Source organism: Anabaena subtropica FACHB-260 (assembly GCF_014697105.1).
In the GTDB taxonomy this organism is placed as follows: Bacteria; Cyanobacteriota; Cyanobacteriia; order Cyanobacteriales; family Nostocaceae; genus Trichormus; species Trichormus subtropicus.
On record NZ_JACJRF010000015.1, the window covers coordinates 45972 to 63901 of the forward strand.

14 protein-coding genes are annotated in these 17930 nt (G+C 42.0%); 7 read left to right on the forward strand and 7 right to left on the reverse strand.

The features are described 5' to 3' along the window. The first annotated feature begins 69 nt into the window (after positions 1 to 69). From sufC to H6G18_RS11115, 3 genes are read left to right on the forward strand one after another with little or no spacing between them, the layout of a single operon-like run. A complete protein-coding gene (sufC, locus tag H6G18_RS11105) occupies positions 70 to 858 on the forward strand; it encodes a Fe-S cluster assembly ATPase SufC (RefSeq protein WP_190407160.1) in 789 nt (262 codons plus the stop codon). Further along, positions 858 to 2219 (forward strand): Fe-S cluster assembly protein SufD, encoded by a 1362-nt coding sequence (gene sufD / locus H6G18_RS11110; RefSeq protein ID WP_190407161.1) that lies wholly within the window; start codon positions 858 to 860, stop codon positions 2217 to 2219. Before sufC ends, sufD begins: the two co-directional genes overlap by 1 nt. 33 nt (positions 2220 to 2252) lie before the next feature. Next, a complete protein-coding gene (locus H6G18_RS11115) occupies positions 2253 to 3515 on the forward strand; it encodes a cysteine desulfurase (protein ID WP_190407162.1) in 1263 nt (420 codons plus the stop codon). A gap of 288 nt (positions 3516 to 3803) precedes the next feature. Here H6G18_RS11115 and H6G18_RS11120 read toward each other — a convergent pair whose 3' ends face one another. The 4 genes from H6G18_RS11120 to H6G18_RS11135 form a co-directional block, all read right to left on the reverse strand. After that, positions 3804 to 5504 (reverse strand): NAD+ synthase, encoded by a 1701-nt coding sequence (locus H6G18_RS11120; protein ID WP_190407163.1) that lies wholly within the window; start codon positions 5502 to 5504, stop codon positions 3804 to 3806. An 83-nt stretch (positions 5505 to 5587) separates the two neighbouring features. After that, a complete protein-coding gene (locus H6G18_RS11125; RefSeq protein ID WP_190407164.1) occupies positions 5588 to 6334 on the reverse strand; it encodes an NUDIX hydrolase in 747 nt (248 codons plus the stop codon). Next, a complete protein-coding gene (locus tag H6G18_RS11130) occupies positions 6295 to 6897 on the reverse strand; it encodes a nicotinate-nucleotide adenylyltransferase (RefSeq protein ID WP_190407221.1) in 603 nt (200 codons plus the stop codon). The genes H6G18_RS11125 and H6G18_RS11130 overlap by 40 nt, the downstream gene beginning before the upstream one ends. 2 nt (positions 6898 to 6899) lie before the next feature. Further along, the gene (locus H6G18_RS11135) at positions 6900 to 8282 is read right to left on the reverse strand and encodes a nicotinate phosphoribosyltransferase (protein WP_190407165.1); all 1383 of its coding nucleotides are present in this window, start codon (positions 8280 to 8282) and stop codon (positions 6900 to 6902) included. 471 nt (positions 8283 to 8753) lie between these two features. Between H6G18_RS11135 and H6G18_RS11140 the strand changes: the two genes are divergently transcribed. After that, positions 8754 to 8906 (forward strand): nicotinate phosphoribosyltransferase, encoded by a 153-nt coding sequence (locus H6G18_RS11140; RefSeq protein WP_190407166.1) that lies wholly within the window; start codon positions 8754 to 8756, stop codon positions 8904 to 8906. A gap of 138 nt (positions 8907 to 9044) precedes the next feature. Here H6G18_RS11140 and H6G18_RS11145 read toward each other — a convergent pair whose 3' ends face one another. From H6G18_RS11145 to H6G18_RS11155, 3 genes are all read right to left on the reverse strand, one after another. Then, entirely contained in the window at positions 9045 to 11888 is a 2844-nt protein-coding gene (locus H6G18_RS11145) for a PAS domain-containing sensor histidine kinase (RefSeq protein ID WP_190407167.1), read from the reverse strand. Between the two features lie 184 nt (positions 11889 to 12072). Next, a complete protein-coding gene (locus H6G18_RS11150; protein WP_190407168.1) occupies positions 12073 to 13497 on the reverse strand; it encodes an LCP family protein in 1425 nt (474 codons plus the stop codon). 270 nt (positions 13498 to 13767) lie between these two features. Further along, a complete protein-coding gene (locus tag H6G18_RS11155; protein ID WP_190407169.1) occupies positions 13768 to 14160 on the reverse strand; it encodes a hypothetical protein in 393 nt (130 codons plus the stop codon). A 107-nt stretch (positions 14161 to 14267) separates the two neighbouring features. On the opposite strand from H6G18_RS11155, the gene H6G18_RS11160 reads away from it, so the two are divergent. From H6G18_RS11160 to H6G18_RS11170, 3 genes are all read left to right on the forward strand, one after another. Continuing rightward, positions 14268 to 15431 carry an AI-2E family transporter gene (locus H6G18_RS11160; RefSeq protein ID WP_190407170.1) on the forward strand — a complete coding sequence of 388 codons (1164 nt, stop codon included), beginning with the start codon at positions 14268 to 14270 and terminating at the stop codon, positions 15429 to 15431. A 195-nt stretch (positions 15432 to 15626) separates the two neighbouring features. Then, entirely contained in the window at positions 15627 to 16412 is a 786-nt protein-coding gene (locus H6G18_RS11165) for a class II glutamine amidotransferase (protein ID WP_190407171.1), read from the forward strand. Between the two features lie 327 nt (positions 16413 to 16739). Then, complete coding sequence (locus H6G18_RS11170; protein WP_190407172.1) at positions 16740 to 17885, forward strand: sulfate ABC transporter substrate-binding protein; 1146 nt, start codon at positions 16740 to 16742, stop codon at positions 17883 to 17885. The last annotated feature ends 45 nt before the right edge of the window (positions 17886 to 17930 follow it).

Below are 17930 nucleotides of genomic sequence, written 5' to 3' on the forward strand. Positions count from 1 at the left end.
TTTAACGCAGAGGGCGCTGAGGTAGGCGCTGAGGTACGCAGAGAAGAGAGAGAAGAGAGAAGAGAGAAGATGATTATTGAAAATAGTGAAGTTGTGCTGTCAGTTAGAGATTTGACGGCTGAAGTTGATGGTACGCCAATTCTCAAGGGTGTGAATCTTGAGGTGCGTTCTGGTGAAGTTCATGCAATTATGGGGCCGAATGGTTCTGGTAAGAGTACTTTGTCTAAGGTGTTGGCGGGACATCCTGCTTATACGGTTACTGGTGGTGAGGTAGTTTTCCAAGGACGGAATTTGCTGGAGTTGGAACCGGAGGAACGGGCGCGGACTGGTGTGTTTTTGGCGTTCCAATATCCTTTGGAAATCCCTGGTGTGAGTAATTTGGATTTCTTGCGGGTGGCTTATAATTCTCGTCGCAAAGCTCAAGGGTTGGAGGAAATTGATACCTTTGATTTTGATGATTTGATTGAGGAAAAGCTGGAAGTGGTGAAGATGAATGCTGCTTTCCTGAATCGGAGTGTGAATGAAGGGTTTTCTGGTGGTGAGAAGAAGCGGAATGAGATTCTGCAAATGGCTTTGCTGGAACCGAAGTTGGCAATTTTGGATGAGACTGATTCTGGTTTAGATATTGATGCGCTGAAAATTGTCGCTCATGGTGTGAATCAACTCGCTAGTCCGGAAAATGCGACGATTTTGATTACTCACTATCAACGGTTGCTTGATTATATTGTGCCGGATTTTGTCCATGTGATGGCACGGGGGCAGATAATTACTAGTGGTGGTAAGGAATTGGCACTAGAGTTAGAGTCTCGTGGTTATGACTGGCTGCTAGAAGATGCTGCTGTTGAGGTGGGTGTGTAATGACGATGCAAGTTTCTCCTAGTGCAATTGCTAATTCGGATGCGGTGAGTTTGACATCGAGTTTGTTGGATAGAGATAGTTATTTGCTTAGTTTGTTAAATCAGGTGACTGTACCAGCGACAGAGGGATGGTTACAGGAATTGCGTGAAGGTGCTGCGAATTGGGTGCGTCATTCAACTATTCCTACTACTCGTGAGGAAGAATGGCGGTTTACTGATTTGTCGGCTTTGCGACGGGTGGAATTTCAGCAAGGGGAAGTAAAGCCAGCTGATATTTCGGTGCTGGGTTTGTCAGAAGCCGCAGACAGTCGGTTGGTGTTTGTCAATGGTGTTTATGCGCCTGATTTATCAGCAGTTGCAGATTTACCTCCCGGTGTAGTTGTTGGTAATTTATCTGCGTTACCCATCACTGAGCAGGAACGTGTAAAAAAATATTTAGCACAATCTGAAGGTGCGTTAGAAGTATTCACCGCCTTGAATACGGCTGGTATCTCGGATGTGGCTGTGGTGTTGGTGGCGAAGAATGTCATCGTGGAAACACCAATACATCTGGTATTTATTTCTGTGGCTGGTGAAACGGCGATGATTTCCCAACCCCGGTGTTTAGTGGTGGCGGAAAGTGGTTCCCAGGTAAGTGTAGTTGAAGAGTTTGTTACCCCAAATGCAGAAGAGGGGGTTTACCTAACCAACGCAGTTACGGAAATTACGATCGCTGACAATGCCCATGTCAGTCACACTAGAGTTGAGAATGAAAGTAAGCAGGCTTTCCACATCGGGAAAACTGCGGTAACACAGGCACGTTATAGCCGTTATACTTGTCACGCCGTAACTTTGGGTGGAAAAATATCACGGCATAATTTAGAGATTTTGCAGACTGGTGAACAAACCGAAACTACTCTCAACGGTTTGACAATGGTAGCCAGTAACCAGTTGGCAGATACTCATAGTGCGATCGCACTCAATCATCCCTATGGTACAAGTAAGCAATTACATAAATGTATTGTAGGCGATCGCGCTCATGCAGTCTTCAATGGTAAAGTTTTCGTTCCCAAACCAGCACAGCTAACAGATGCAGCCCAGTTAAACCGCAACTTGCTGTTATCATCAAAAGCCAGAGTTGACACCAAACCCCAACTAGAAATCACCGCCGACAACGTAAAATGCGCCCACGGTGCAACTGTCAGTCAGTTGGAAGATGATGAAATATTCTACCTGCAAAGCCGGGGAATAGATGCCAACGACGCACGCAAGTTATTAATTAACGCTTTCGCCGCCGAAATCATCAACCAAATACCTGTACCTTCCTTGCGAGACAAATTACTAAACACTGTCACTAGTTTTAAGTCTCTAACTAATGACTAATGACTATGAGTATTGACTATTGACTAATTACCAATGACTTATACACCTACCAAAACCCTTGCAGATAAAGTCCGCGCCGATTTTCCCATATTGCATCAGGAAGTCAACGGTAAAACCTTAGTTTACCTAGATAACGCGGCGACATCGCAAAAACCCTTGTTCGTCTTAAATGCACTCAGGGATTATTACGAACGATACAACTCTAACGTGCATCGGGGAGCGCATACCCTCAGCGCCAAAGCCACCGACGCTTATGAAGCCGCACGGGATAAGGTTGCTAAATTTATCAATGCAGCCTCCCGTCAAGAAATTGTTTACACCCGCAACGCCAGCGAAGCCATTAACCTCGTCGCCTATAGCTGGGGAATGAACAATTTAAAAGCTGGTGATGAAATTATTCTGTCGGTGATGGAACACCACAGTAATATAGTTCCCTGGCAATTTGTGGCTCAAAAAACAGGTGCAGTTCTCAAGTTTGTGGAACTAACACCAGAACAAACTTTGGATATGGAACAGTTTAAACAACTGATTTGTGAAAAAACAAAACTGGTTTCCATCGTCCACGTTTCTAACACATTGGGTTGTATAAATCCAGTGGCAGAGATTGCGGAAATTGCTCACAGATACGGCGCGAAATTCTTAGTTGATGCTTGTCAAAGTGTTCCCCATATACCTGTCGATGTCCAGCAAATAGACTGTGACTGGTTGGTAGCATCTGGGCATAAAATGTGCGCTCCCACAGGCATCGGGTTCTTATATGGTAAGTTGGCATTATTAGAAGCAATGCCGCCATTTTTTGGTGGTGGTGAGATGATTGCAGAAGTATATTTAGATCATTCCACCTATGCCGAATTACCCCATAAATTTGAAGCTGGGACACCTGCAATTGGGGAAGCGATCGCACTCGGTGCGGCGATAGATTATCTTACTAATATCGGTATGGACAAAATCCACGCCTATGAAGCCGAATTAACAGCTTATTTGTACCAACAATTAGAGCAAATTCCCCAAATTACCCTCTACGGCCCCAAACCTAACGCAGACGGAGAAGGTAGAGCCGCTTTAGCAACATTTACTACCGAAGGAGTCCACGCCAACGACCTATCTACATTATTAGATCAAGAAGGCGTTGCTATCCGTTCCGGACACCACTGCACTCAACCATTACACCGCCACTTAGGTTTAGCAGCAACCGCACGCGCCAGCCTATCGTTCTACAACACCCGCGAGGAAATTGATGTCTTCATCAAAGCACTCAAGGAAACTCTGGAATTTTTCGCCAGTGTTTTTGGTTAAGGGATTTCCAGATAAAAAAATATCCAAAATGCAGGGTGCGTCAGTGCGAGAAAACCTAGCTGTATCAAAAAATTATTCATACTGACACACCCTACTACTACACTCATTACTCATTACTCATTACTCATCACTCATTACTCATTACTCATTACTCATTACTCATTACTCATCACTCATCACTCATTACTCATCACTCATTACTCATCACTCATCACTCATTACTCATTACTCATCACTCATTACTCATTACTCATTACTCATTACTCAATTCATAAGTAGCGCAACCTTCTAACTGTAAACCGCTATATTGTGGTAATTACTTTTAATCGCACTCCAGTCACTAGCAATTGGCATTCGCCAACCAGTACCAAAGGCGCGGTCGGTGATTTTCAATCCTGGGGGTGCTTGGCGGCGCTTAAATTCTGCTCGCGCCACCATTTGAATAACTCTGTCTACTACCACAGAGTCGTGACCTGCGGCGACAATTTCCCCTACTGATTGATGATTGTGAATTAGGCGTTGTAAGATGTCGTCCAAGATTTCGTAAGGGGGTAGGGAATCTTGGTCAACTTGACCGGGTTTGAGTTCGGCGCTTGGTGGTTTGGTGAGGACGTTTTGGGGGATGATTTCTTGAGAGCGATTTAACCATCTGCACAAAGAGTAGACGCGAGTTTTGGGAACATCAGCAATTACAGCCAAGCCGCCGTTCATGTCACCGTAGAGAGTGCAGTAACCCACCGCCATTTCAGACTTGTTGCCGGTGGATAGTAACAGGTAACCAAATTTATTAGCGATCGCCATTAATAAGTTACCGCGAATCCGTGACTGAATATTCTCCTCAGCTAAACCAAATTCTGTCCCAGCAAATAACTCTAACAAACTGTTATCAAAGCTTTGCATTAACTCCCCTATGGGTAAAATTTGCGTTTTGATTCCCAAATTTCCGGCTAATGCTAAAGCGTCACTAATGGAATGTTCGGAACTGTAAGGGGAAGGCATCAACACACCAAAGACATTTTCTTTACCTAATGCTTCAGTGGCAATTGTCGCTACTAATGCCGAATCAATCCCCCCACTTAAACCCAACACTACTTGAGAAAAACGACATTTTTGAGCATAATCCCGCACTCCCAAAACTAAAGCGTGCCAAATTTCTTCATCTTCTGACTCATAAGCAAGAGCAACAGAACTTAATTGTAAATCCCGTTGTGCCTCGTCAAATTCTACTGTAATTAAATCAGACTCAAAACCCTTAGTCCGACACATTACTTCGCCTTGACGATTTAAAGCAAAACTCCGACCATCAAAAATTAAATCATCATTGCCGCCGACTTGGTTAGTGTAAATTACTGGTTGTTGAAATCTTACTGCACTATGTTTAAGCATTGCTTCTCTACAGCCTTGCTTACCCAAACTGTAAGGTGAAGCCGATAAATTGACGATTAAATCTACACCTAAAATTGCTAAATCAGCAATAGGATTTGCTACATAACTACGTTTGCCCCAAAATTCCTCATCGTTCCATAAATCCTCACAAATTGTCACGCCAACATTGATATTATCTAAAGTGAAATAATTAGCTTCTTGACCTGCTGCAAAATAACGATGCTCGTCAAATACATCATAAGTAGGTAAAAGTCGCTTATGAAAAAATTGTTTAATTTCACCATTTTCTAATAGAGCTATGCTGTTAAATAAAGACTTTTCTCCAGTAATATGAGCTTGATAATTTGGTGTAACTGTACCCACTAACACAGCCAAATTTACAGGTAAATCTCTAGCTAATTGTTGTAAATTGATAGTCATTGCTGCCAAAAAGCTAGGATTTAATAACAAATCTCTTGGTGGATAACCACATAAAGATAATTCTGGTGTTAACAGCAGTCTTGCACCTTTTTTGACTGCCTGCTGTGCCATTTCTAGAATTTTTTGGGCATTGCCTGATAAATCACCAATAATAGGATTAATTTGAGCGATCGCAATTTTCATTATTTTTAGTTAGTGGTCAGTTGTCAGTTATCAGTTGCTATTACAGAAAGGTTATCTCTGCATCAACAATTACCAATTACCAATTAAATAAATACTAAAGGTTTGTCCTTGAAGGGGGCGAAAGCTTCGGCATCAAACTTGTATAAACTCGCGGGACGACCTGCGCCTCGTGATACTTTGATTCCGGTATCTGATAAAAATCCCAACTTCAATAAACGCGCTCGAAAATTGGAATAATCGGCAAAATTTTCCCCTAAAACTGTTGTATACAACTGATATAAATCATTTAAAGTAAACATTTCCGGCAAGACTTCAAAAGCCACTGGACTGTATTCTAATTTATTGCGTAAGCGCCGATGTCCATAAGCCAAAATTTCATTATGGTCAAACGCTAATTTTGGCACTTGCTTGACTGGATACCAAGCAATACCAGTAACACCATCAGCAATCAATTCTGCTTCCTCAAATCTGACGAGGGCAAAGTAACTAACTGATAGGTAACGTACACCATAACTACCAATTTCTTCTCGTGGGTCACGTTCGGGGCCGCCAAAGGTATATAACTGTTCTAAATAGAGATTTTTGACTCTAATTTTCTCAGCCATAATGCGATAGGCAGCATCTTCTAAAGACTCTCCTTCTCGTACCAAAGTACCGGGAAGACTCCAATAATTTAAGAATGGTTCTTGCTGTCGCATTACTAACAGAACTAACAGCCGATTCTTTTCAGTATCTACGGAAAAAATTACATTATCAACACCAACCTTAAAATCGGCCAAAGGTTGTTGATTTAGCGGAGTTGAAAACTTTTTGTGGTTGCGTCCGGGCATTTGTACAAATGCTGTTGATGAATGTATGCGACTATAGGGGGTGTGAGAGCTTCGGTATCTCCACGTTCACGATACGCTGTTGAAGAAACATCTAGACCTGTTAAAGAGGCGATCGCAATTTTGCCTCCCAGTTGTTGCACGGCTTCTAGACTAGTCCCATCTATTGCATATCCGGGTCGTGGCACAATCAACAGTTGCACCTGCTGTAATAATTCTTCAACTCGATACCAGCGCGGTAACTGACTCAGTAAATCTGAACCAATTATCAAAGTAAACTCTGTCTCTGCACCCCAACGTAATTTCGCCTTCTCCACTGTTTCCAGAGTTCTAAAGCTACTCAAATCCTGTTCTAAAGCTATATTCTGTCGAGGCGTTTCTATATCCGCAATCAACAGCCGCAACATTGCCGCCCGATGCTCTAATAGTGTTTGATGAGATTTAAACGGGTTATCAGCCGCCCAAACTGCCACCCAATCATAACGCTCAGACAACCAGCGTAAAATTTTCTGATGTCCGGCTGTTGGTGGGTCTGCACTAGTACCAAATAAAGCGATTTTGTTCATAGTCATTGGTTGAGACGTTGCAATGTAACTTCTGTCAAATCTTGCAGTGTGGGGGAAATTTCCACTGGTACCGGAATGGGATTATTCAGCCGTCTTGTTTGTTCGGGTAAACTGGCTACGGAGGCTGTGGTGCGTTGGCGAATTGCGGACAGGGTTTCTGGTGGTTGGAGGCGTTGACCTTCTTTGACTACCAATTGCAATAAAGGCGTTTCTTGTGCCAAAGGGGTGTCTGTCATTAACCCCAGTCTGTCTGCTTTGACCTGACCTCCCGCATAGGAGCGAAAGATTTGTTTGCGCCCTGGGTATGTTACCTTACCACTGGACTTTTTCATGACTGGGATGTCGTCAATTTCTACGAGTTTATAAACTCCATTCACAGGCGTACCTGTAACTAGTCTGGTTCCTAGTCCGTAGCCGTCGATTTCTGCACCGGCTGCTTTGAGTTTGGCGATTTCCCATTCATCTAAGTCGCCACTGGCAAAAATGGATACTTCTGGTAGGAGCGATCGCACTTGTTTTGATAAGGTAACTAAGTCACCAGAATCTAACCTGACACCAGATAATTGCATTTTTCCGCTATTCACTTGCTCTGATAAGTGTTGGGCTGCCGCGACAGTATCATAAGTATCTATCAACAATGGCGCACCGGGAAAATAGCGATGGAACGCACTAAAAGCTTGCTCTTCACTGCCTTCCATCGCCGACAATGCCATAACCAAGGCGTGAGCCATCGTACCACTTGGCTGTTCACCCAGTTGTAGCGCTGCTAACACATTGGAGGTGGCATCTAGTCCGCCCCCTAAGGCTGCCCTGGCTGCCCACAAAGAGGCTTGGGGACTAAATGCCCGTCTTGTACCAAATTCCAAAAGTCTTGCTGGCTCACCCGCTACATCACGGAGGCGTGCTGCTCTTGTGGCTACTAGAGTTTGGTAGTTGAGCGTATTTAATAAGTAAGTTTCTACTAGCTGTGCTTGCCATAGGGGTGCCTCGACCCGTAAAAATGGCTCGTTGGCAAATACGGCTGTCCCTTCTGGTACTGCCCACACATCCCCACTAAACCGCCCCTCTGCTAGTAATGACCAAAAGCTTTCCCCTGCATGAGCGAAAATTCCTGTGGCTTGTAATGCTGCTATCTGTTCCGGGCTAAAGCGTAACTTTTCTAAATATTCCAGTGCTTGCGCCAGCCCCATCGCAATTAAGTAACCAAAACCTTCTGGCGATCGCCTGACAAATAATTCAAAGCTAGCTCGTCGTTGTTCTACGCCTTCACCTGTATAACAAGCTGCCATTGTCAGCTGGTAAAGATCGGTAAGCAGGCTGTAATCAGCCGCAGAGATGTTTAATTCTGGGGTTTGCTGAACATCCCAGATGGGGATAGTTTTCATGCAAGCGCTTCCTTAAAAGAATGCTTCTTTTTATTATGGTAGGATTTACCATAAATATTGTCAAGCGCTCAGAAAAATTTGGTCGCATACAAGCAAAGACAACATTTTTAGCAATTGATAAGCTTGAAAAATTCCATTAATTAATATTTCTTAATAGTTGAATTTGATATTATTCCGATACTAAAAATTCGTGTTTAATATCCACGAGATTTTTCAAAGCACCTTACAGTAAGGAAAAGAAGGCAAACATTCACGTTCTCTGCCGTTGTTTTCAAGTTTTTCTCATGGGGATTTTTAAGTTAAAATCTAAGTGAAAACTGTCAGTTAGTTGCCAATAATTTAAAGTATTGCAAAGCTATCTGAAAAAGTATTGCATTTATTCTCAATATATTGAGAACTAAAGCCAGATAAGTTTAGTTGAACTACAGTAGGGAAATCACCAGAAATTGACTCAAATAGGGGTCTAAGTTTATGGCTATTTCCAAAATGTTCTCTGGCGTAATGCAATATATTTCTGAAGCATTTTTGCGGATTTTTGGGCCTACAGATGATGCTTATCCATTTATAGGAGTACAACCATTTACTGGTGAACCTTATAAAAAACGTACAGCAGATATTTGGTAAATACGAATTCATCAACAAATGGCAGATAAAGCTTTAAGTAACAAGAAGGCATGGGATAATTATTCCATGCTTTTTTGTATAAGTAGTCAATAGTTATTAGTTATTAGTCAGCACTTTTTTAAATTAGTCAGAAGTTCTTTATTGTTGAATGGGAATTTCTATCATAAATTCTGTACCTTGTCCGGGTTGTGAATGACATTCCAGTTTACCATTATGTTTTTCGGTGATAATTTGGTAGCTGATAGACATCCCCATCCCTGTTCCTTTACCCACAGATTTAGTCGTAAAAAACGGATTAAACACTTGTTGTTGAATTTTCTCAGGCATTCCCATACCGTTGTCAGCGATCGCAATTTTAATCCGATGAGAATTACAAACTGAAGTAGAAATGCGAATTGTGGGAATTTGGTTATTTCCCATTCTCTCCTCTAAAGCATCAATCGCATTTGCCAAAATATTCATAAAAACTTGATTGAGTTGCCCAGCATAGCATTCGACTAACGGCAATGTCCCATAATCTTTGATAATTTGAATAGCTGGACGTTCTGGTTGTTCTTTGAGGCGATGTTGCAAGATCATTAGGGTACTATCGATACCTGCATGAATATCCACAGCTTTAAACTCGGCTTCATCCATGCGGGAAAAAGTACGGAGTGACAGCACAATTTGACGGATACGTTGAGTACCCACCTTCATCGAATTGAGAATTTTTGGTAAATCGTGTTGGATGTAATCTAAGTCAATTTCCTCATGCAGAGTTTGAAATTCAGCATCGTAATTTGTATTTTTCTCTTGGTAAACTTGAATTATTCGCAGCAGGTCTTGAATATGTTCTTCCAGATAGCTGAGATTACCGTGGATAAAATTGACAGGGTTATTAATCTCGTGAGCGACACCAGCCACCAGTTGTCCCAAACTAGACATTTTTTCTGCTTGAATCATCTGTGTTTGAGTGCGTTGGAGTTCTTGCAGAGTTGCTGCTAAATCTTGGGCTTGTTGTCTGAGTTGGGCTTCAATTTGTTGGCGATCGCGGATATCGCGGGCAATTGTGGATAAAAATTCCACCTCTCCCTGTTCATTTTTATGGGCGATAATTACCTGAGAAACAGGGAACTCTTCCCCACAGAGCGATCGCATGAGAGATTCTCCAGACCAAATTCCCTGTTGCAGAACTGTTGGTATAATTTCTGTCTGAAATTTCTCTAACATTGACACTCCCACAACTTCAATGATGGGAAAGTTATCGGTTGAGGACATACCAAGAATCCTCTGTGCTGCTTTATTTAAGTAGCAATTTCTGCCAGAAGCATCAGCAATGCCAACGATATCAGTGGTAGCTTCCAAAATAGCTAGTAATCTTTGTTGCTCTTGCTCTGCTTGTATACGCTCACTAATATCCCGCACTACCGAAATTGCATGAGGCTTGCCATTATAGTCAAAACGTTTTCCTGTCACTTCTATATCGAAGCTAGTACCATCCTTGCGAATGTCCGTAGCCTGAGCATGAAACTCGCCTCCAGCTTTGATGATTTTGATGAAATCCTCTAATCTGTGATGATCATGGGGATGAACATAATCTGTAAGTTTTAAATTGAGGAATTCTGTTTGAGAATAGCCGTGCATCTGGCAAATAGCAGGATTAACAGCAACAATATTGCTAGTTTCGAGATCCACAACGCTGATACCATCATTCACGGTTTCAAAAATGCCCCGATACTGGGCTTCTTGTTGACGTAGCATGGATTCAGCTTTTTTGCGTTCGCTAATATCATTTAAAGTACCCAGCATTCGATATGCCTGGCCTTCATGGTTAAACAAGAAAACTCCGGTATCTTCTACATCAATGTATGTGCCATCTTTTTTTTGCAAGCGATACTCAACTTGATACCGGGTTTTTCCTGCCATTGCTTGCGTCAGCAGAGAAGTTACCAAATTCCGATCCTGTGGATGAATCATTGATTCCCAAGTAGCAATATCAAAATCCTCTGATTCTTCAGCAGTCAAACCCATGAATTTCTCAGTAGTACCTGCCCATTGGATTTTTCCTGAGAGAACGTTATAGTCATAGACAGCTTGTCCAGTTTGCTCAGTTGCTAAACGAAATCGTTCTTCACTGTCTCGTAGTGCAGCTTCAAAATTTAGGCGCTCGCTTACATCCTGCACCATTGAATAGATACCCAAAAAATTACCCTCACTATCAACTAATGGGGTGTTAATCCATTCACAGGTGATTGATTTACCGTATTTGCTAATATTCTCATTCAGACTATAGTTACCACCTCTGTTTTCCAGCAGAGACTTTATTACTTCAACTACAGTATCTTTTTGGTTTTCTGGCACAATTTCTAAAGCGTGTTGATGCAGCATCTCAGCTGCCGAATAGCCAAATATTTTTTCCGCCGCCGGGTTCCACTCCACTACCTCAAAAGCAGAGTTCCACTCAATAATTCCTAAAGGTGTCTGTTGCAGCAAAAATTTTATTTTCGTCTCGAATTTCTTTAAAGCTTCTTCTGTGGCTTTGCGCTCAGTCACATCTCTGGCCATAGCAAAGACACAATTATCGTGAGCAACCGAAGTCCACGATAGCCAACAATAGGAACCATCTTTGCAGCGATAGCGATTTTCAAACCGAAAAACTTTGATTCCTTCACTCAACTTAGACATTTCACCCAATGTAGAGGCTTGATCTTCTGGGTGTACTAGCTCTATAAAGGGTAAGGATAGTAATTCTGCTTGAGAATAACCGAGAATTTTTTCACCGGCTGGATTCACTCGCTGGAAATAGCCATCAAAGCCAGCAATACAGAGCAAATCCGCCGAAATATCAAAGAATAGCGATAGGTTTTTAGCTTCCGTGAGTTGTTGTTCAAGTCGGGCAATAGTTGCACTAAATTCATGGGTAGTTGCTGCTAACTGTTGCTTTAATTCAGCGTTTTGTTGTCGGAGAAGATTTATTTCTTGTTCCAGTGCTTCAGTATACATAAGTTATTTCTCCCATTAACTGGCAGACTATAATGTCCATCACTAATTCCCTACTTTTTCTACACAGTAGTATTCCCATTACTGATGGCATTGCTCACCTGTGTTTAGTTAAATCAAAATTCCTCCACCCGCACGCGAGTAGAGGAATCGGAGAATCCTATAATTTTTGTTAAGAGAAGAAAACTTAGAACTTAGTGGAGTCCTCTAACAAAGATTGTTGTTGTAACCAATCTTTGCCTACCTGAATACTAACATCCGAGTTGAGACTGCCAGTGCTTTCAACCCGCACATCGCCAAAACCCAAAGTGTTGCGGATAGATTCAGCACTATCACCATCACCTTGCTGGGCAATAATATTAGTTGTCTCTAAAGGTTGGCTCCAAGGTCTAGCTACAAAAATATTGCGATAGCCTGCTTTTTCTAAACTGCGGATGAGAGGACGGAGTTGAGAGCGATCGCTGCCTGTGCTATCTTGAATTGCTACGCGCACAGATGCTGGTTCAACTACTCTATTTTCAAATAATGATTCTGATTGCAAACCAAAATGCTGTGCCATGACTTTAGAAATGCCACTTTTACTAGGTATCCAGTAGCTGGCATTATACTCAGTCGGTTCGCTAAAACGTCCAGGCAACATTAACATTTGCATATTGGCGCGATTAGTTCTGACACCAAAACCCACTAGCGCCACCAATTCTTCAACTGTCAAATTGGTGTCAATGTTATCTTTAACTACGTTGAGAATTTTTGGTAACTGAGCCACTGTGACTGGGTTAAGAACCTGATCCATTAAGGCACGCATCACCATTTGCTGGCGTTGAATCCGACCAATATCCCCTAGTTCATCATGACGAAACCGCAGTAATTGTAATGCTTGGTCGCCGTTGAGATGCTGTTTACCTGCTTTAAGATCAATATATAGGTGTTGGGAATGATCATGGTATTTCATATCTTTGGGGACGTAAACTGTGACTCCGCCCAAAGCATCAATAAGTTTGCCAACCCCCAAAACATTAATGCGGATATAGCGATCAATGCCCACACCTCCCAGCAGGTTACTAACAGTTGTAGCAGTTAAAGCCGGCCCACCGTCCACATTAGTAGCATTGATTTTTTTGATTCCATACCCTTCCACCCGTGTACGGGTATCTCTGGGAATCGAAAGCATGGCGATTTTCTTGCTTTCTGGGTCAAATTTCACCATGAGCATGACATCAGCAAGACCATCAAAAGAATTTACCTGAGGCAGGTATCTCAAATTTTGGGTTTCAGGAGGAGGATTCCGCACATCTGGTGGGAGTACACTCATCCCCATGACTAACAAATTTACGGGACGAGTTAATTCTGAGAAACGCAACCCACTACCAGAGATTGCATCGCTATCAAAGACTGCTTCTTCTTGGGGGCTGAGTTGAGCTTGCTGCAAGGGTGTACTGGTTAAAGAAACCGCCAATAGCGCTCCGGCTGTTGCTGACACCATTGCAATTCCACCCATACCCAGCCAGAACCATAACCAACGCCCCGGTTTAGTATTTTGCGAATGTTTGCCACTGGAGTTAGGGGCGTTTGACGACGGGTTTCCTTCTGCTGAAGTTCTTTGAATGGTCACGGACTTCCTCACACTTACTGATTAATTAGGTAAATTTGCCGACTTAAAATAATGCAGATAAATCAACCCATAATAGCTAACTTTTAATAAATTACATTGACCTTTTATTTTGGTTTCAACCACAACACTTATAGCAGGATTTTTCTTTGTTGTGGCAATTTTCCCCAGGATTTATAGCAGTATGGCAATAGTCCGTTCCCTTTGACTAGGCCTATGAGAAAATTATCTCTAACTTTGTGAGCCATTAAGTAAAAATACTGCCTCATCATCTCATAAATATTTGCTAAATACCCGTTCTGCAAAGCGGCTCAAACCAGGTAAACGATGGGATTTCCCTTGGAGCAAACGCAAAACTAGCCAGATACTCACCAAAAAGTAACCAGATGTAAAAAAGCCATTCAGGATTAATAGACGCAATGTAAAAAATTCTGAAGTTGCTGCTCCAGTAGCCAACAAGAGATACCCCAACAACCAAGTAAATGCCAATGTAATAGACAGACGACTGACAGCCAGTTGTTCCCGGCTACCTTGACAGCGATAAACCGCCCACAGGGATGGAAAAAAACCGATAACAGGGATTAGATGTAAAATTAGCTGTGTTTTGGGACTGCTTGATTCCTCCCCAATTCCCATGTTCTTTTCACTTGATTTAAAATTTTCCATTGTTTTTTGTCAAATCCTAAACTAGAGGGATGAATGACAATGATGTAGTTAGAGATAATAAGCTATAGATACAGAATTTTTTAGTTCTATCCCGCAATCGGCTCAAGATGCAGACACTCAAGCTACTAAACTGGTGGCAGACACTAACACCAATAGCGAGAACTGGAGCGATCGCTCTGTTCGCTCCTTTACTAGTTCTCAATGGTTGGGCAATTTCCGCAATTTTTAATTACTTCCATTCCTTAATAGTCATTTTAGTCGGAGCTTCTGTTTTAGCATTTTTGCTCAACTACCCTGTTAGCTGGATGGAGCATCGCGGTGCGAGGCGAGAGCAAGTGGCTATTTTAGTGTTTTTATTGGCTCTGTCAATTCTGTTAGCTCTTGGTGTAACACTGTTTCCGCTAGCACTTACTCAAGCTCAACAACTGGTAGCACGTATCCCCGAGTTAATTGACTCTGGACGCTCTCAGTTAATGATGTTAAACGAGAAAGCGGAGACTGTAGGTTTACCGATTAATCTTGATGCGTTGGTAGTGCAGATCAACGATCGCGTCAAGGGACAACTACAAGCGATCGCCGGACAAGTCCTCAATTTGGCTGTTGTCACTTTCACCAGTTTGCTAGATTTTCTGTTGACGATGGTGTTAACTTTCTATCTTTTGCAACATGGCGGTGAACTTTGGCAGAGTCTAGTAGAATGGCTACCTACCAGATTTCGCTCACCTTTCTCCCAGACAGTACGTTTGAGCTTTCAAAATTTCTTTATCACTCAATTAATTTTATCTACTTGTATGGCATCAGCCCTCATCCCTGCTTTCTTGTGGCTGAAAGTGCCATTTGGTCTATTATTTGGTCTGACTATTGGCATTATGGCGCTTGTGCCTTTTGGCGGTTCTGTAGGTATTGCCCTAACTACCTCACTAGTAGCGCTGCAAGATTTCTCGATGGGGGTAAGAGTTTTAATTGCAGCTGTGATTGTGCAGCAAATTCTCGAAAACTTAATCGCTCCCCGCATTTTAGGTAGTTTTACTGGGTTAAATCCAGTTTGGATACTTATTTCGGTTTTGACAGGAGCTAGAATTGGCGGGCTTTTGGGCGTGATTGTGGCTGTACCTACTGCTGTAATTATTAAGACTGCTTTAACTGCTTTGCGTCCCTCTAATGTCAGTAATGAAATAGAGGTAACAGATACTACGGAGATAGCTGCATCAGTAGGAAAAAAAGAAAATCCCAAAAATACCCTGAGTATTTCCGAACCAACATTACCTTAATTCTGTGAACGCTGATATGGTGGGGGACTTAAACCAAATTATCTTCACTGTTAACTGTTAAAATCTACACTTGTAAAATTCCCCGTCCCTCATCTATAAATTTTCAAATTGAAGCGATAACACCAAAACTGTGACAGTATTCTGAAGTATCTTGATTCTCAGGCATGAGTCAAAAATTCAGAAGTTGCTATATCAATGTGTCAATTGCTGGGAATGAATTGCAATGTGCCAACGGATATTTGTTTTTCCTTTGAAGGGTTTTCCGCGCGGGGAGGAAAAACAGATCATCACAGTGATGGTTGGGGGATTGCTTTCTTTGAAGGAAAGGGATGTCGAATATTTTTAGATGCTAAACCCTCTATAGATTCTCCAATAGCGGATTTTGTGCGATGCTATCCTATCCATTCTACCCATGTAATCGCCCATATTCGCAAGGCTACCCAAGGTGAAGTGGTGTTAGAAAACTGCCATCCTTTTCGTCGAGAACTGTGGGGAAGATATTGGGTGTTTGCTCACAATGGTAATTTGCCAGATTTTCATCCAGAAACGCAAGGTTTTTATCAAGCAGTCGGTAATACGGACAGTGAAAAAGCCTTCTGTCTCATACTAGAAACATTGCGACAAAGTTTTCCTCAAGGTAAACCTCCCTTAGAAAAACTTTATCTTGTATTGCAACAAGTTACAGAAAAGTTGGACGCAGTAGGTATTTTTAACTATTTACTATCGGACGGAGAACATTTTTTTGCCCATTGCTCAACTAACCTCAGCTACATAGTGCGTCAAGCGCCCTTTGTTGCTGCACATCTGATTGATCAGGATATGACTGTAGATTTTAGTGAGTTAACAACACCAAGCGATCGCGTCGCTGTGATCGCTACTACACCTCTTACAGATAACGAAGTGTGGACACCCATTCCACCAGGAGAACTGTTAGTCTTTCAGGACGGTTTGCCACAAAGGCAGATATTGAATTATGGGTAGGCGATCGCCAGATTATGACAACAAAGACCAAAAGCTAGTTTTTAAAGGGCTTTAGCCAAAAATTTCCTAGTTAAATAGCTGTCTACTATCAAGTTACTTTGGATTCCAAGTAGCTAAATTGTGGTCACAACTTGACATTAAAAAGCAACAGCATTTTAAATTGCTCATCAAACTGGTAAAATCTCTTCATTCCCCATATTCTCGATAGAGAATATGAAGTTTTTATAGTATCCATTAAATAAGAGATTTGAAATTATCGATATACCGCTAAACTGTAATAACAAGTATTCCCATCAATTAACAGTAGATTCACCCGGAGGAGATTAAATGAGTGTGTGGCAGCGTCCCCTGAAAAAATTGCTCTTGGTAACAGAGCAGACGACACATAGATTCAGATTTAGCTCTTTGAAAGGCTTCGTATCACTAGTATTAGTAGGGGCTTTTTTGAGTGTGGTGCTTGCCGCCTGTACTGGTGGCAATGGCAATAATTCTGCTACAGAAAACCCAACGGCTAGTCCTGTTGCTGCCCGCAAACCAAATGTTGAACTAACCCTTGTTTCTTTTGCTGTGACTAAAGCAGCACACGAAGCAATCATTCCTAAGTTTGTTGAAAAATGGAAGCAAGAACAGAATCAAACAGTCACATTTAGACAAAGTTATGGTGGCTCTGGTTCTCAAACTCGTGCTGTTATTGATGGTTTGGAAGCAGATATAGTCCACCTAGCACTGGCTTTAGATACTCAGAAAATTGAGAAAGCTGGACTAATTCAACCAGGGTGGGAAAAAGAAGTTCCCAACAATGGAATTGTTTCCAAGTCTGTGGGAGCAATTATTACTCGTCCAGGTAACCCCAAGGGGATCAAAAGTTGGGCAGATTTGGCTAAAGGTGATGTTAGGGTAATTACTGCCGACCCCAAAACATCAGGTATTGCTCGCTGGAACTTCTTAGCCTTGTGGAATTCTGTGATTAAAACTGGTGGCGATGAGGCTAAGGCTACAGAATTTGTGACTCAAGTTTATCGCAATGTGCCAATTCTGACTAAGGATGCGAGAGAAGCTACTGACGCATTTGCTAAACAAGGTCAAGGCGACGCTTTAATCAATTATGAAAATGAAGTGATCTTGGCACAGCAAAAAGGTGAAAAACTAGATTATGTCATCCCTGATGTCAATATCTCTATTGACAATCCTATAGCTGTGGTAGACAGAAATGTGGATAAGCACGGTAACAGAGAAGTTGCGGAAGCTTTTGTCAACTTCCTCTACACACCAGAAGCACAGGAAGAGTTTATCAAATTAGGATTTCGACCAGCAGACGAAAAATTAGCTCAAACCAAAGAAGTAGCTGATAAGTTTCCTAAAGTCCAAACTCTAGGTACTGTTCAAGACTTCGGTGGCTGGACATCAATTGATCAAAAATTCTTCGCCGATGGCGGTGTATTTGACCAAATTCAATCCAAAAACAGACGGTAATTAGCGAGAAGGCAGGATTTAAAACATTTACTTAATGAATTCTGC

Bases quoted from the DNA above. Each gene is read 5' to 3' on its own strand.
- sufC (WP_190407160.1), top strand. From the start codon at position 70: ATGATTATTGAAAATAGTGAAGTTGTGCTGTCAGTTAGAGATTTGACG.
- sufD (WP_190407161.1), top strand. From the start codon at position 858: ATGACGATGCAAGTTTCTCCTAGTGCAATTGCTAATTCGGATGCGGTG.
- H6G18_RS11115 (WP_190407162.1), top strand. From the start codon at position 2,253: ATGACTTATACACCTACCAAAACCCTTGCAGATAAAGTCCGCGCCGAT.
- H6G18_RS11120 (WP_190407163.1), bottom strand. From the start codon at position 5,504: ATGAAAATTGCGATCGCTCAAATTAATCCTATTATTGGTGATTTATCA.
- H6G18_RS11125 (WP_190407164.1), bottom strand. From the start codon at position 6,334: ATGCCCGGACGCAACCACAAAAAGTTTTCAACTCCGCTAAATCAACAA.
- H6G18_RS11130 (WP_190407221.1), bottom strand. From the start codon at position 6,897: ATGAACAAAATCGCTTTATTTGGTACTAGTGCAGACCCACCAACAGCC.
- H6G18_RS11135 (WP_190407165.1), bottom strand. From the start codon at position 8,282: ATGAAAACTATCCCCATCTGGGATGTTCAGCAAACCCCAGAATTAAAC.
- H6G18_RS11140 (WP_190407166.1), top strand. From the start codon at position 8,754: ATGGCTATTTCCAAAATGTTCTCTGGCGTAATGCAATATATTTCTGAA.
- H6G18_RS11145 (WP_190407167.1), bottom strand. From the start codon at position 11,888: ATGTATACTGAAGCACTGGAACAAGAAATAAATCTTCTCCGACAACAA.
- H6G18_RS11155 (WP_190407169.1), bottom strand. From the start codon at position 14,160: ATGGAAAATTTTAAATCAAGTGAAAAGAACATGGGAATTGGGGAGGAA.
- H6G18_RS11160 (WP_190407170.1), top strand. From the start codon at position 14,268: ATGCAGACACTCAAGCTACTAAACTGGTGGCAGACACTAACACCAATA.
- H6G18_RS11165 (WP_190407171.1), top strand. From the start codon at position 15,627: ATGTGTCAATTGCTGGGAATGAATTGCAATGTGCCAACGGATATTTGT.
- H6G18_RS11170 (WP_190407172.1), top strand. From the start codon at position 16,740: ATGAGTGTGTGGCAGCGTCCCCTGAAAAAATTGCTCTTGGTAACAGAG.